Annotated in this window: 6 protein-coding genes; 2 read left to right on the top strand and 4 right to left on the bottom strand. The window is 42.2% G+C overall.

Annotated elements, in window-relative coordinates:
* Window positions 1-8 precede the first annotated feature (8 nt).
* The 4 genes from EWE74_RS01965 to EWE74_RS01980 form a co-directional block, all read right to left on the bottom strand.
* A complete protein-coding gene (locus EWE74_RS01965) occupies window positions 9-2,510 on the bottom strand; it encodes a sugar-binding domain-containing protein (protein ID WP_130139860.1) in 2,502 nt (833 codons plus the stop codon).
* Window positions 2,511-2,533: 23 nt separating this feature from the next.
* The gene (locus EWE74_RS01970; protein ID WP_130139861.1) at window positions 2,534-4,228 is read right to left on the bottom strand and encodes a RagB/SusD family nutrient uptake outer membrane protein; all 1,695 of its coding nucleotides are present in this window, start codon (window positions 4,226-4,228) and stop codon (window positions 2,534-2,536) included.
* 31 nt (window positions 4,229-4,259) lie between these two features.
* Window positions 4,260-7,310, bottom strand: a complete 3,051-nt coding sequence (locus tag EWE74_RS01975) for a SusC/RagA family TonB-linked outer membrane protein (protein ID WP_130139862.1) — start codon at window positions 7,308-7,310, stop codon at window positions 4,260-4,262.
* Between the two features lie 198 nt (window positions 7,311-7,508).
* Window positions 7,509-11,501, bottom strand: coding sequence for a hybrid sensor histidine kinase/response regulator transcription factor (locus EWE74_RS01980; protein ID WP_130139863.1), 3,993 nt, complete (start codon window positions 11,499-11,501; stop codon window positions 7,509-7,511).
* A gap of 762 nt (window positions 11,502-12,263) precedes the next feature.
* Here EWE74_RS01980 and EWE74_RS01985 point away from each other — a divergent pair.
* Window positions 12,264-15,491 carry a SusC/RagA family TonB-linked outer membrane protein gene (locus tag EWE74_RS01985; protein WP_130139864.1) on the top strand — a complete coding sequence of 1,076 codons (3,228 nt, stop codon included), beginning with the start codon at window positions 12,264-12,266 and terminating at the stop codon, window positions 15,489-15,491.
* Between the two features lie 12 nt (window positions 15,492-15,503).
* Entirely contained in the window at window positions 15,504-17,450 is a 1,947-nt protein-coding gene (locus EWE74_RS01990; RefSeq protein ID WP_130139865.1) for a RagB/SusD family nutrient uptake outer membrane protein, read from the top strand.
* Window positions 17,451-17,467 lie beyond the last annotated feature (17 nt).

Consider the following 17,467-nt stretch of genomic DNA (forward strand, 5'->3'; position numbering starts at 1 on the left):
CTTTTTTATTAGTTTAACGTAAGCTCTACATCGGCCGATTCTAGCCATGGAGCTGTAAACCGTACGGCCAGTTTTTCGTCCGGATCCCCGTTGGCTTGTACATAGACAATCATTTTACCGTGGTATGCACGTTGTTTATTGTCCGTATAATCTCCCATATCGGCGTTATTACCGGCTTCCATGCCCAGCAATCTGCCCTTTCCGACAACCTGGCAGGTGATTTCATCTTCCGCCAAGATAACCGGTAGACCATCCTCATCGACAATCTGCAATTCGATTTGTGCAACGCCTCCCTGTGCTTGCACGGAAGTATTATTCGACGGTATGATCTGGATAGCATGCGCTCTTTTGGTGGATTGAATATGTTGACGAACCACCTCTCTGTTGTTGTCATCTATTCCAATCACTTCCAGTTTTCCAGCTGTATACGGGATATCCCAATAAATAATTCCATGCTCATCGTTGTAAGCTTTGGTTTCACCGACTACTTTCCCGTTGAGTTCCAGTCGTGCTTGTGCACTGTTGGTGTAGCACACCACGCGTATCTGTTGTCCTTCCTGATAGTTCCAGATTGGCCAAGCATCCATGGATGGCGCCTGATCTTTTTGTTGCCCTTGTTCGGCTTCCAACCTAGACCACACATCGGTAGCCGCACCACCACCTTGTAGCGGATAGGTGCCTAAGTGTGCCACAGGCTTATTCGCCCATAAAGCTTGGCGGAAATGCCCACGTGGTTTTACAAAACCCGCAAAATCCAATAATCCCGAATAGAACCCGCGGGATGGCCAGCGGCCGGATTCGCCAAGATAGTCGATACCCGTCCAAAGAAACTGCCCGAAGATATGTTCGTTGTCACGTACAGCTTTCCACGCACCCATATCATGGCGGTTTTCACTGCCGTAAATAACACGGTCTGGATAACGCTCATGATCCCGATGGTAAAAGCTTTCGGTATAATTATAGCCTGCGATATCTAATGCACTAGGATACGCTGTTTCGTTAGACATGGCTACACCTGCTAATCCAGCCGTTACCGGGCGGTTATCGAATTTGCGCACGACAGCTGCGAGGCGTTTAGCAATAGCGCCCAGATGCATGGCATCCGGAGCATCTTTTTTGTAGCCTCCAAACATGGCTTGCGTAAACCCACTTTCGGAATCACCATCTAACACGGGGTGGGAGTACGGGTCATTCGGATAATCTACCTCATTGCCGATACTCCAAGCGAAGATAGAAATGTGGTTGCGGTCACGTTTCACCATGTCTTCCAGATCCTTTTCGCCCCATTCTTGAAAGAAATCATATGATCCTTGGAATCCTGGTGTTCCTACGTTCCAGCCTTCCAACCATTTTCTCTTTGGAAATTCCCATTCATCATATGCTTCGTTCATGACGAGGAGGCCAAGTTCATCGCACAACGCATATAAAGAAGGAGCTTGCGGGTTATGGCTGGTACGGATAGCATTCACGCCGAGTTCTTTTAAAGCTAATAAACGGCGGCGCCAGACTTCTGGATAGGCTTCGGCACCTAACACACCTGAATCGTGGTGGATACAGACCCCTTTCATTTTCATCCATTCACCGTTAAGCGAAAAACCTTTGTTAGGATCAAAAGTTAAGGTACGAAAGCCTGTTTTGACTTCCGATTCGTCGATCTGTTCTTCCCCTTGTAAGATGCGGGTCCTTAATGTATACTGGTGTGGCGTTTCCAAGCCCCACAATTTTGGGTTCTTCACGTCCAGTGAGGTTTGTACCTCTTCACGCCCACCAGCCGCCAATGTTGTTTTTGTGGTTTTCTTTGCCACAACCTGACCTTGGGGATCTAGAAGTTCTGTCAGGACAGACAACGATGCTGTTTGACCTGTTTCATTTTGTACAGCCGTTTGTACGTGCAGTGTTCCCCAGTTGTTTTTAACTTCCGGATAGGCGTACACACCCCATTGCTCTATGTGGATTGGGTTAGCACGTACCAACCATACATCCCGATAGATTCCTGAACCGGTATACCAGCGAGAGTCGGCGTCTTGGCTGTGGTCTACTTTGACCGCTATGGTGTTTTCTTCGCCATATTTGATATAGGGTGTAATGTCGTAATTGAGCGAGATATATCCATTCGGACGTTTGCCAATCGATTGTCCATTGACAAACACTTCACTACGGTTGTACACGCCTTCAAAATAGATATAGAGTTTTTTATCGTTGTCTTTCTGCGAAATGTTTATGGTCTTTCTATACCATCCAATACCGCCGGGTAGGTATCCGGTGGCACTTGCCAAGGTAGGGCTCAGAGGCTGTTTCACACTCCAGTCGTGCGGCAGTTGAACCGAACGCCATGAGCGACCCAATTGATCCTGTGCGATAGCTTGGTCGGTATCGCCAAGATGGAAACGCCAGTTATTATTTATTTTTTCTGCCTGGCCGAAGCCCGGTTGTGCAAAAAGAGATTGTGTCGCACCACACGAGAGTAAAATGGCAGCGGCGAAATAAGAAGTTATTTTTGTTTTTATCATCGTGATATTTTAACGTGTTTCTATTAATAATCCTCGTTTTGTTGTAGGCGATTGTCAGAAGCTAAAATCTCAGCACGTGGTATGGGAAGCCAATAGTGACGTTTTAAGAAACGTCGTCCTTCCAGAGCAACTTTGCGCTGATAATTCAGTGTATTGCCGGATTTAGTGATTTCTATACCATAGGCCGGCTCATTTTCGGTTTCTTCGGCAATCAACCATCTTCTGACATCATAGAACCGATGTTCTTCAAAAGCCAGCTCGATTTGTCGTTCATTACGTATGATGTCACGGAAAGCATCCTTGCCGAGTCCTGTAGCTACTTCTGGCATATCAACACCAGTTCTGGCACGTATCTGATTAATAGCTTCCCGAGCGCTCAATGTTGCTCCCGACGGTATGGCATCTGGACCTCCGACTTCATTAGCAGCCTCCGCAAAATTGAGTAGAATCTCTGCGTATCTAAAATAAATCCACGGCTGTAGACCCGCAATTTCCCAAGGATTATTGATCGGCATATCGTCATCAATGAACTTATATAAATAATAGCCTGTCCTGCTCGTATTCCAATTCGAATTTCCATCTCTACTATCACGTCCGCCCGGAACAAAAGTTTCTACAGTGCGGCCGCGATACGATGCACCATCGTGTAATATCGTGGAGTAGAATCGTGGATCACGGTTTTCGTATGGCTTTTGTGGGTCGTAGCCAGATCCATTTTCGTTTATGGTTTTACCGTTATTCATACGGTATGCATCGACCAGATTTTGTAAAGGTACATTGCCGCCCCATCCGTCGTACCCATTTGGTCCGTTGGCAATTTCCATAGGAACATGGCGTGCTCCTACAGAGTAATAACGAGCAAAAATAATTTCGTTGCTATTCGATGCTTTTTGAAATAGCGCACGATAACCGTCTTGAGAAATACCATATTTGTTCAAAGCGATGACATCGACTGAAGCCTGCACAGCCTGCTCCCAAGTACCCGAATTGTATAAAGGGCTTGCAGCATATAATGCTAATCTGGACTTTAGTGCCAAAGCAGCTCCTGCGGTAGCACGTCCTATTGGCCAGCCATTGTCGTTGGCCGCAGGCAATTGAGCAGCCGCGTCATTCAATTCATTTAATACATAATCGATACAGACTTTTAGTTCTTGGCGTTCATAAATGGAGGGGTCTGTAAAGTCATCTGTCAATTCATAAACTTTGTCGGCTAATAGCGGAACACCTCCATAGTTACGGATCAAATCGTGGTATCGGAAAGCACGAATAAATTTCAGTTCTGCTGTCAGTCTTGTTTTCAGCATATCGCTCATCGGCACTTCGTCGATATGTGCCAAAGCAAAGTTGCACTCTCGAATACTACGGTAGCTACGACTCCAGATGGTTCCAGCAATGCCGGTATTTTCGGGTGACAGCTGTCCACGCTGAATAAGCCAAGTATCGTCATCGTTATTGTAGACGGCTTCATCAGTCAGTGATGCCCAAAGCGCGTATTCAAAACCACGACCAAAGCCCGGAGGGGTACCTTCGGCTTCTTTATTGGTTAATCTTGCCCCCATGTAACGATTGACCACAAAGGCTTCAAATAAAACAGAGTCGGATAGGACTGCGGCATCCGATAGCCTATCTGTCGGCGTCACATCCAGAAAATCTTTGTTACAACTTACCGCGACTATGCTGCCAAGTAAGAATAAGATACAATATTTTATAGTTTTCATCTATTTATATTTTTAATTGTAGTAATAGCGGTTAAAAACCGATGTTGATCCCCAAGTTGAAGATACGTTGTTGTGGATAGAAATGTCCACTTTCGTTATCCCCTTCGGGATCGAAGTTTTTTAAACCTGTGATGGTAAATACGTTGAATCCGTTAGCATACAGCCGTACACGGTTTAACCCGATACGTTCAATAACAGATGTAGGTATGGTGTAACCCAATTCGATATTCTTTAAGCGTATGAAAGCGGTATTAAACAACCAAAAGTCGTTGCGGAAGAGACCTCCACTGATTGCCGATGATGCACGTTCGTTTACCTTCGGATAAGTTCCGTCTACGTTGTTCGGGCTCCAGCGGTTTTCTGCCCATGTACTGTAGAAATTACCTACAGTACCCGCTTCTGACAGGATATATTGACGAGATCGACCTTGTCCGGAGAATACGGTGGATAAGTCAAAGTTCTTATAGCTGGCGTTTAAGGTAAGTCCGAATGTCAGCTGTGGAATATTTCCGAGGTTGGTTCGTACCATATCGTCAGCCGTAATTTCACCGTCTTGGTTGTAATCTTCAAATATAAGGTCACCTAAACCGGCACCTTGAACATGTGGATAATTATCCAAATCTTCCTGTGTGCGGAATATGCCAATTGACCGATATAATAAGTAAGTATTTAGCGGATTGCCGGTTTCTTTTTGCCAATCCGGTATTCCCGGAGCTTCGTCTCTGAATACGACATTGCTTTTGACATACGTGACGTTTCCTGCTACACCGAAATTGAAGTTACCCCTGTGTTGGTATCCTAATGTTGCTTCTATACCATTGTTGTCCACCCGACCGATATTTTCTGCAGGAACAAGTGTTTCCGCATCATATGGATTGGAAATACCTATAACGCCGGGGATAGAAGCATTACGCGGTAGGAGAATATTAGATCGTTTCTCGTTAAAGTAAACAAATTCCAAATCAAATTTATCTAAGAATCGTGCATTTAATCCTACATCAGTTTTTTTAGAAACTTCCCAAGTAATGGCTGGGTTTGCCAATTTATATAGATCAACCCCTGGATATATACTGTTCCCAATTGTATAGGCGTTGTTGAAAATATAATTATTTACGAATTGATTTGCGGAGATGTTGTCTCCCCCTAATTCGCCATAGGAAGCCCGCAGTTTCAGATCATTGATTAACCTCGTGTTAAACCAATCTTCTTCAGACATCCTCCAACCAACAGAAACACCAGGGAAATAGCCGAATCGGCTTTCTGGTGGGAAAATCGAAGAACCATCTATCCGTAATTGAGCTTCCAACAAATACCGCTGTTTATAATCATAATTTGCGCGGGTGATAAAACTCACGCGGCTCTCTCGCCAGCTAAGTCCGGCGTTGGTACGATCTTCTAAGGCGGTTCCTCCTTGTGAAATTTCTGGGGTAAGGGATGTCGGAAAATTCCTTCTCCCCGCCTCTAAACGGGATAAAGTACGTTCACTTTGCTCGTAAGCTGCGAATGCTTTTACGTTGTGATCTCCAAAAGACTGCTCATAGTTTAACTTAATATTGGCCGTCATTAATGACGTGTTTTCCTGGAATTGCTGTAGTTGAGCCTTTGTTTCTCCAACATTTCTTGACTCATACTGATCACTGGAAACGTCATAATTATATACTAAATAAGGTGTTATGAAGTTCTTTCCCGACTCTTGGGATTTATCTATGGCAAGAAAACCGTCTAACATCAACCCGTCTACAAATGGTAAATCATAAGAAGCACGAAGGATACCATTGAAAACGAGTTTCGGATTTAAATTCGTACCTCCGGCATCGGTCACCATCATGACGGGATTGTTATTTTCAATTCCCGTACTCGGATATCCATTTTCATAACGAGATAATATGGTGGGGTATGCACGATAGATATTTCTGAAAATTTCACCTGCACCGACAGTAGGAAATTTGCGCTTCTCTTCGCGTCCGGCAACCGAGAGGCCCGCTTTAAATCGGTCGGTTACGTCCATGTCAATGTTGGATCGGAAGTTGTATTGGTTATATTTGGTGACCCCATCTTTGAAGATACCATCTTGCATCAGTGTACCGGCAGAGACAAAATATCGAGTACGTTCCGTACCGCCAGATACGGATAAGTTGTGCTGGTTTTGGAGAGCAGTCTCCGATAGAACCTCTTTTTGCCAATCGGTGTTTGGAAAGCGGAAAGGGTCAGAACCATCGCGAAATTTCTGGATATCGTCTTCGCTATAAAATTGGTTCATGCCACCGGCAGGATTATTGTAATAATCAATCTCGTTTCGAATCTCGGCATAGGTTGCAGCATCGGCCATGGTCGGCAGGCGTGTAGGTGACGAAAAACCTTGGTTAAAGGAATAGGAAACCGTTGGCTTACCTTGTTTACCTTTACGAGTTGTTACTAGGATCACACCATTTGCGGCACGACTTCCATATACAGCTGCGGCAGCATCTTTTAGAATGGTTACGCTTTCTATATCATTTGGATCTAGACGTTCTAAACCTCCGACCTGTCCGGGTACGCCATCGACAACAATCAATATGTCAGTATTACCTGTTGTTGATGCTCCGCGAATACGGAGCTGTGAACCATCATAGCCTGGCTCGCCTCCACGATTGGTGGCAACCAGTCCTGAAAATCTTCCCGCGAGGGAATTGGATAGGTTTGGTTGTGGACTTTTTATAAGGTCATCTCCTTTTACCTCGGAAATCGATCCGGTTACAGTAGCTCTGTTTTGCGTACCATAACCAACAACCACTACATCTTCCAGAAATTGATCGTCCGTTTCCAATAGAATCGTGAAGTTTGTCTGGCCGACGATAGCGACTGTCTGTGGCTTATAGCCAATGAATGTTACCGAAAGAGAATCACCCTGAGCCGCGAGTTGAAAACTACCCGAAGCGTCCGTCGTTACACCTTGTGTGGTTCCTTTGACGAATACGCTGGCACCCGCGATTGGTTCATTGGCGTCGTTAAGGACACGTCCGGTTAATTGCTGTTGTCCATGCACAAATAGTGGTAGTATCCATACCAGTACATGTAAAAGAATAGGTTTAAAATTTACCATAATATTTAGTTTTGTTAATTATTTTGCGGTTCAATAGCTAAAAAAGACACATGGAATATATAAGAAGCTTATTTTCTCCAGTGTAGATTATTATCAAATTTATAATTGAAAACGCACTTCAAACATAACAGATTATCGACTTATAGGACATATATAAATCCGTCAGATTTCGATAGTATTTTCGTCAAAATATTGGTTTTATTTGCTTTCTGAGGCGTTTTTTAGATATTCGGAGGGTAGTAGACCAAATTCCTCTTTGAAACATTGGCGGAAGTAGATCGTACTATGTATCCCCACCATAAAGGAAGCTTCCGTAACATTGTATTGGCCGGATTGAAGCAGGGTAGCGGCTTTTTGGATCCGTATCTTACGAACCAGTTGATTGATGTTTTTTCCGGTCAATGCTTTGAGTTTTCGGTACAGTGTCGATTGGCTCATGTTCATTTTTTCAGCCAGCTTGGCGGCATCTAATACATCATCCTGCATGTAGTGTTCTACGATTTCTACAAATTCCTGAACGAAAGTGTTTTCCTTCCAAAGGTCGGTATCCAGTTCATTCGTGGGTTTCTCTGTCTTTGAAGGTAATTTCTGCAATACATAGTTGTGGACATTCTTTCGATTGGATAAAATATTTTCAATGCGTTTATGCAATAAAGCCGGATGCACAGGCTTAATTAAATATGAATCTACGCCCAGTTCATATCCTCGTTGTCGGTCTATCTCCTGATCTTTTGCTGTAAATAGAATAATCGGAATATGGCTGGTGGAACGATTTTCTTTGAGCTTCCCGACCATTTCAAATCCATCTAGACCTGTCATCATCACGTCGCTGATAATAAGATCTGGGATATGTTTGGTTGCCGCATCCAAGCCTTGGATACCATTGTCTGCCAAGAGGATGGTATAATGTGTTTCTAAAGAAGCGACTATATAATTTCTTAGATCGACATCGTCCTCCACGACTAAGATAACCGGTTGCGAATCCTCATTTTCCAAATGTATAGCATCATCAGCCATTTTCTCTTGTTGAGGTGTAATGGCAATATGGTTGGTTAGCAAGCGGACACAAAATTCAGTGCCGTCTCCAACCTTACTTTTTATATCGATTTTTCCATAATGTACGGCGACCAGTTCCTTGACCATGGCCAGACCAATTCCGGTACCCGGTTGTGCTTGATGATCAATTTGAAAAAAGCGATCATAGATGCGTTCCAAATATTCTTCAGGAATGCCACATCCCGTATCTTTTATACGCAGCACGGACCAGGTATTGAGCTGATCCTGTTCATACGTTAGCTGTACATCAATCGCACCCGTGTTGGTATATTTGTAGGCGTTAGACAACAGGTTGTCTAAAATAATATGAATAATTTCGGCGTCGAACGTCGTACGCAAATCTGTAGAAGGTAGCTGACAGCGTATCTGCAACGTATCTTTGACGTTCAACTCCCTATATTTATTAACGATATCTTGCACCACCTCTCCTAAATAGCCTTCACCGAGTACAAGTGGTTTATGTCGTGATTCTACTTTTCGGAATTCCAGCAATTGATTGACCAGGCTAAACAGACGGTTAGAACTCTTTTGAACGACCTGTACTAATTTTTTTTGTTTTGTGGATAGGTTGTTCTCCCGTAGCAGATCGTCCAACGGCCCTAAGATAAGGGTGAGTGGTGTCCGCAGTTCGTGTGTGATATTCGTGAAGAAGTGCAGACGTTCTGTCGCGAGCTGCTGCTGTTGTTGATGTTCTAGTTTTTTTAGTCGTAATTCCCCTTCGGCTTTGATCTTCCGATGATAAAAAAAGAAAATGGCAAAAGCGATGCCACTCATTAGTAGGATATAGAGCACCTTTGCGTACGGACTAAGGTAGTACGGCGGCTTAATATTGATCGATAGACGCGTGACATCACCCGACCAGTTTTCATTTTTTAATCGTGCCCGTATAAGTAGGTCGTAATTTCCGTATGGAATATTTCTGAAATTCAGTACCTGTTCACCACCGATATTCGTCCAATCGCTGTCAAAGCCATGCAGCTGGTAACTAAATTCCATCAGTCCGTGTAGAGCATAATCCGCAGCACTAAATTCTATACTGAAGCTATTTTCCTGATAAGATAACCGAAGTTGTTTGACACCATAAGTTTGTTTCTCCTGCTGTAGAGGGGATTCTCCGCTACGGAAGGTGGTGAACTTTCGAATATGGACGGAGGATATGGGGAGTTGGATAGGTATTTCTTTTGGATCAAAAAAACATATCCCATTTTGCATGCCGAAGAAGAGATAATGCTGTTTGTTAGCCGCTACACTGCTGTTTTTGAACCCACCTAAAGGGATGCCAAAGTCTTGGTCATAGCTAAAAAAACGGTCGTCTTTCGGCACGTATCGCAGTAGACCGGCTTTCGTAGAGCACCAAATATTTCCATTTCGGTCTTCGGCAATAGCTTGTATAAATAGCCAGGCGTTGGGTTTAGGCGGAACGATATTTTTCAATGTGCCGAGCTCTTGTTTTGCGTATTGCACCGCCATACCCTCATTCGTCGCAATCCAGATGTTGTTTTCATTGTCTCGGAACAGGTGATTAATGCTGTTGCTTCTAAGTCCGCCATGGGTATCAAAGTGGGCAATCAATGTTCGGTTTTCGGTAGAAAATACATAAACCCCTTGTCCATAAGTTCCCACCCAGATATTCCCAGAACCATCTTCTACGAGTGAACGCGGAGCGTAATCACCCAGCGATGGCATGTTGATACGTAATTTTTCGAACGTTTGGGATAGCGGGTCATAAATGACCAATCCATTTATTGTACCAAGCCAGATCTTTCCCTTTTGGTCTTCTAGAATGGCGCGTACTTCATTCAATTCTCCATCTAATTCAATTTTGTGCCATTGCTTTGTAGATGTGTGAAACTGGGCGACACCTTTGTCGACTAGTCCTAGCCATATATTGTCCTGTCGATCTTGATAAGCTGTTAGAAAAGTTTTATCGCGTATGTTGCTGGGGGCTTTAACCTTCTCTACAAGGTTTTTATCCGGCGTCCATCGAAGCAGTCCAGATCCTTCCGTAATGAGCCAGCCTGTATTTTGTCGATCGATAACTATTCCACTAATGACGGCTTTTACATCAGGAAGCGTCTGGAAAAAGGGTGTAAAGTGGCTGGCGAAACCCAATCCACTGCCGTATAAGGCTAACCAGACATTTCCAAATTCGTCGGCTATCATATCCTGAACAGAAATGGAATTGCTAATATCAACTGAACGTACATTGTCGACCTTTAGGAATTCTTGATCGCTATTGTAACGAGGTGTTAAAACATAAACGCGAGAGGGTTCCGTTCCCACCCATATACCCTCGCCGATTTCCCGAATAGTATGTACAAACGGCTCGTTGGCACTGCCTGTTGTCGAATGGAGCGGTACATGCCGAATTTTCTTGTTGTGAGGGGTATACACCGCTAGACCTTTTTTTGTACCTATCCAGATGTTATTTCTGCTATCACAAAAAAGTATTTTCACCTCGTCGTGGGGGAGAGCGCCAGCTGTATTCTGCGTATGGAGGTTCTCTAAATTTCCTGTTTTGGCATCAAATATAGAAACACCATGATTTACATGTCCACTATAAAGTTTACCTTGCTGATCTTGTGCCACAGACCATATACTGTTACTCGGCAGGTCAGGGATAGTCTCCGTACCAAAATGTGTAAATGTTTGGGTGGTAGTATCAAAACGCTGTATACCGCGGTGGTAGGTAGAGAGCCAAATGTGGCCGTCTATGCCTTTTATCATATCCGTGATATCGTTTGTTGCGATAGAATTCTTATCGTCGGGATCATGGGTAAAATAAGAAAATACACCTTTCTGAATATCAAATATATTGAGTCCGTTAGCTCTCGTACCGATGTATATATGGCCATCATCATATAGCAACTTGTTGATTTCATTGCTGTTGACAGAGATTCCATCTACATGCTCCGACTTGTAATAATGCTTGAAGGAGTTGCCGGAAAACCGATTAAGCCCTAATTCGGTAGCTACCCATATAAACCCTTGATCATCCTGTACGACACTGAGCGCGTTGATATTAGAAATACCCTGTTCAAGAGAAAGTATTTTGTACTGGTTGGGTTGGGAAAAGGAGATACTCCATCCCAATAAAAATAATACCAATAGCAACTGAAACTTTCCCAATATCATATGCACGAATGTATATATTATTATTAATTAGTTAAGCGATTTGTAAAAATGTTGATCTGACGTTTATGCATAGACAAAAATTGAGAATTAGAATGGGATTTACAAATTGTTGAGCAAGAAGCTTCTCGAAGAAATGTATTTAAAACTCTGCTTAATGCGTTGTTTTACAGTATTATCGTTGTTTTTTTGAAAAAATAGGTATGTCATTTCATTTATCGATTTCTGTGGAAATTGAATCATATTTTGATGTTTTTGAATGGAAATCAAACATGTTTTGTTTTTTAATATCTAAACTTTGTCTTGTGGTTTATGAATTGCTAACTTAATAATGAAGATCGCTAGCCAGCACATATTCCACATCAGTATATTTTTTTCTTGTACAATTAATTTAGATAGGAAAAGTCGGCCTACACTTATGTAATAGCGGCTGTTTTTTTGGATGCTAGGTAAATACTTGATTGGTATCTAATACCATATACGAAACTGACACAAAAAATTATAAATGTAAAACTGACGTTTAAATAAGGCGTCTTCAAATAATTAAACTATGTACCAATTTTTAAACAGTATGCGATGTAAAATTGATATGCCTAGGGGCTACCTTTAGAGTTTTCTCGTCTCGCTATTCACGAATATTAATTTATAAACTATAAACCTTAAAATCTATGATGAAAATGAACAAGACGAACCGATTTGTGATGACTGATTGTGGATCGGCACAATCTAAAATAGAACAATCTTCTTATTCTAACCCCTTTAATTATGAATATTAAAATGTATAAACGGCGGTGGATTGGATTTATCATCTTCCTAACCACACTTTTCTTAGGAATTGAATATGGGTATGCGCAGCAAAGAGTACAGGTGACCGGGGTAGCCCGAGATACTGTAGCTGGATTACCTAATATAACTATTCGTGAAGTTAATCAATCTACTAATATGGTGGCCTCTGATAATTTTGGACGCTTTAGTATTCAAGCAAACCGAAATGGAACGTTAGAGTTCTCTGCCACAGGAATGAAGACAACTCGAGTTGATTTGACGAATAGGTCTCCTCGTTCAGATGGAACTTTTGAATTAGATATCGTTATGGAATACGATGATTTTCAGATAGAAGAAATCGCAGTAACGGGATTTGGAGGGACACAGCGAAAAGAGAGCTTAGTGAGTTCTATTACCTCTGTCAATGTTAAGGATCTACAGACACCATCGTCCAACTTGACGAACGCTTTTGCCGGCAGGGTTGCGGGTATGATTGCTTTCCAAACCAGTGGTGAACCTGGGATTGGTACAGATAACTCTACGTTTTATATTCGTGGACTTTCTACGACAGGGACGGGCAAAGTTGATCCCTTGATTCTGATTGATGGCGTGGAATCCGGTCCGACAGATTTAGCCAGGTTACAACCAGATGATATTGAAAGTTTTTCTGTATTGCGTGATGCAGCCGCATCTTCTATTTACGGAGCGCGTGGTGCAAACGGTGTGGTATTGGTAAACACTAAAAAAGGAAAAGAGGGGGCTACCCAATTTTTCTTTCGTGCTGAAAATCGAATTTCCTCCAATACGCGTAACCTAAAGTTTAGTGATAATATTACGTTTATGCGTATGGCAAATGAAGCGGCACTGACTAGAACGCCAAATGCTTCCCAACCTTATACCGAAAACAAAATTAGGTCTACGATTGCTGGTGATGATCCTTATCTTTTTGCGAATAACGATTGGACAGATCTGATGATAAAAGATTATACGATGAATCAGGGCTTCAATATGAATATTTCAGGAGGTACACAACGCGCACGTTATTATATTTCCGGAACCTATAATGTAGATAACGGTATCCTTAAGACTGATCCGGTGAATAACTTTAACAATAATATCAAGTTACGAAATTATTCGCTACGGTCTAACGTCGATATTCGTTTGACTCCAAGTACAGATTTAGCTGTTATATTATATGGGCAGTTTGACGATTACTCCGGTCCTTTACACGGTGGTTCGGAACACTTTTCCAATGCGATGCGCGCTAATCCTGTTTTGTTTCCTGTCCAATACCCAAGTAGCATGTTGCCTTATGCAGAACATACATTATTTGGAGGAGCGCAAGGCTTCACGACTGGTTTGAGCATGACTAATGAATTGTTTCTAAATCCGTATGCGGAGATGGTCAAAGGGTTCCGTACCCATAAGTCTTCGAATATTATGCCCCAGTTAGAACTAAAGCAGGATTTTGGTAAATGGATACCAGGTTTGAGAGCTAGAGCAATGGGCTATATTCGTCGTACATCACAATTTTCGGTCGAACGACAGTTTAATCCCTTTTATTATATGCCGCTTGTGAATGCCAATACAGGGGATTATTCGATATATGTCCTGAACCATGGTCAGGCGGGTTCGATAGGTCCAGTCGGTACGGAATATCTTAACTTTAATAATACTCCGCGGAATGTCGGATCTCGCACGTGGTTAGAAGGTACGGTTAATTATAACTATCTTTTTAACGAAAAACATGATGTTGGGGGCACATTGATTGGCTATATCAATAATTATGAAAATCCCAATGAAGACTCGTTGATTAAAGCGCTTCCTGGCAGAAATTTAGGTGTTTCCGGAAGATTTACTTATGCGTATGCTAGCAAATATATGGCCGAATTCAACTTTGGATATAACGGATCCGAGCGTTTTCATGAACGCTATCGTATGGGCTTTTTCCCTTCGGGAGGTATTGGATGGCGTATATCGGAAGAGAATTTCTTTGAACCCTTGCGTAAATACATCAGTAGTCTGAAATTCCGGGCGACTTATGGACAAGCTGGAAATGACGAGATTGCGAGTATAGATCAACGTTTCTTTTATATGTCACAGATCAATATGAATGATGGTTTGTATGGAGCACAGTTTGGAAGGGGCGATGGTGCTCCGATGTTTGGAAGTTCGGGAATTTCAATTGGACGATATGCTAATCCAAATATTACCTGGGAGACATCTACGCAGTTAAATGTTGGTATGGATTTGAATATCCGATCTTTTGAATTGATTGCAGATGTATTTCATCAAAAAAGAACCAATATCTTACAGCAGATAAGTGCATTGGACAATACTGCCGGACTTATGGCACCGATGTGGACAAACTACGGACAAACAGAATCCAAAGGATTGGATTTGCAATTTAGTTTTTTCAAGCCGGTGTCCAGTAATTTCTCTTTTGGAATGCGGGGTACAGCAACTTATTCGGTTTCCAAAGTTTTACAGCATGATGAGTTACCTTATGGATCAGACTTAAGACATCTTTCTAAAGTTGGACAATCTATTGGACAACAATGGGGATTGATTGCTGAAAGACTTTTTATTGATGATGCAGAGGTTGCCAATTCTCCTGTGCAATTTGGGGATGTGAACCTGCGTGCCGGAGATATCAAATACAGGGATATTAACGGTGATGGGGTGATAAATGATTTCGATTTTGTGCCTGTTGGACACAATTCTCAACCTCAATTGATTTACGGCTTTGGAGGAACATTCCAGTATAAGAATTTTGATTTTGGGTACTTTTTTCAAGGATCTGCTTTGTATTCATTCTTTATAGATGCACAAGCTATGCAACCTTTTAGACGGTACGTTCCTCAAGACCGTAGCTTTCTTGCCGAAACTCGTCTAGTGGAATCGATTGCTAATGATTATTGGTCAGAATCCAATCCAAATCCGTATGCTTTTTGGCCAAGATTGAGTACTTATGAAGTGGGGTCTAATCAGCATAACTCTACCTGGTGGTTACGTAATGGAAATTTCTTGAGACTGAAAAATATCGAGGCCGGATATAACTTCAATAATTTGGAGCGCTTTAAGGTAAAAGGAGCAAGATTGTATTTTTCTGCTCAAAACCTCTTTGTTATTAGTCGATTTAAAATGTGGGATCCTGAAATGGGAGGTAATGGATTAGGTTATCCTTTACAGGCTCTTTATAATGTTGGTTTTACATTAAATTTTTAGTTTGTGTCAATTATGAAAAATATAAAGAAATATTTTCGAGGATGGACAGTTCTTACGTTGGTATGCGTCTTCAGTTCTTGTAGCAAGTACCTCGATATTGTTCCGGATAACATACCAGAGATTGATAATGCTTTTACGCTCCGAATTGAAGCACAAAAGTTCTTAATGACTTGCTACTCTTATTTACCCCGTAATGGCGACAACTGGTACAATGCTGGGTTCATGACAGGTGATGAGATTTGGTTGCCACAAGAAGACCAAGCGAGATGGCATGCCGCTTTTCGGATTGCGCAGGGTATGCAGAATACAAACGATGTATTATTTGACGAGTGGGGAGGATGGAACAAGGGGAATATGGGCGATAGCGATGCTGCAAAACGACGTTATTTTCAAGGACTACGAAATTGTAATATCTTCTTAAGTAATATACAGCGTGTTCCTGATATTACTGAAACTGAACGCGAACGCTGGATTGGTGAGGTAGAATTTCTAAAGGCATATTATCATTTTTACCTGATGCGTATGTATGGTGCGGTACCGATTGTTGATGAGAATATACCGGAAAATGCCAATCCTGAGGATTTACGTTTAAAACGTGCACCTTTCGACGAGTGTTTACATTTCGTATCGAATCTATTGGATGAAGCTGTACAGAAGTTACCGCTAACAGTTAGCGATGAAAATAGTGAACTTGGCCGTATTACCAAACCTATTGCATTGGCTATCAAAGCAAGGTTGTGGCTAATGGCGGCCAGTCCGCTATTTAATGGTAATCCGGATTATGCGAACTATACGGATCATGATGGTATACCGTTATTCAACTCCACTTTTGATCCCAGTAAATGGGAAAGAGCAAAGGATGCGGCGAAGGAAGCAATTGACGCGGCGGAACAAAGTGGAGCAAGTTTATATTATTATACAAATGATATCTATAATTTGAGTGATGTCACGAAAACACAATTGAATATCCGGAATGCGGTGACCGAGCGATTTGGCCAAGAAACGATATGGGGACTTTCTTTCAGTCCGTTTGTAAATCAAGCACAGTGCATGCCACCTATGTCACGTTCAACCTTTACGGATCGATTTGCTATGCAAGGTGTTTGGTCGGTGCCGCTCAAAATCGTTCGTCAGTTTTATTCTAAAAACGGTGTGCCGATTAACGAAGATAAGCACTTAGATTTTAGTAATGAGTTTGAAGTGCGGATTGCTACAGATGATGAACGATTCAATATAGAACCGGGGTATCATACGGCTCGTATAAATTTTGATCGAGAACCTCGATACTATGCAAACCTGGGTTTTGATGGTGGAATATGGTATATGCGGAATGATGCGAATCAGAGTTCTGATGTCAATACATATTATGTACAGGCTAAAAATACGGAACGTGCTGGTTTTGGTCATTTCGAAAATTTTAGTGAGACAGGTTATTTTGTGAAGAAATTGGTTAACTGGCGATCAACTATGCATACGGGAAGTAATGGACAGTGGTTGCAATACCCTTGGCCAGAGATTCGTTTGGCAGAGCTGTACCTCACTTATGCGGAAGCGTTGGTTGAATCTGATGGAGATCGTGATGAAGCAATTCAATACGTAGACCTTGTACGTGCACGTGCTGGCTTACATGGTATTGCAGATTCATGGACTAATCATTCTAGAAACCCAGCAAAATTCACTTCAAAAAGTGGTTTATTGGATATTATCCGTCAAGAAAGACTTATCGAACTGACGTTTGAAGGGCAGCGTTTGTGGGACTTGCGTCGTTGGAAATTTGCAGCAGACCGGCTGAATGAAAATATCACCGGACTAAATATACAGGGAAGAACAGCGGACGCCTATAATATCGAGCGTGTAATTCATACACAGACGTTTATTTCTCCACGGGATTACTTATGGCCTATCAAAGATTGGGATCTGATGCGTAATCCCAAGTTGATTCAAAATCCGGGATGGTAACTAATTATAAAAAAAAG

The sequence above is a fragment of the Sphingobacterium corticibacterium genome (assembly GCF_004208525.1).
Lineage (GTDB): Bacteria > Bacteroidota > Bacteroidia > Sphingobacteriales > Sphingobacteriaceae > Sphingobacterium > Sphingobacterium corticibacterium.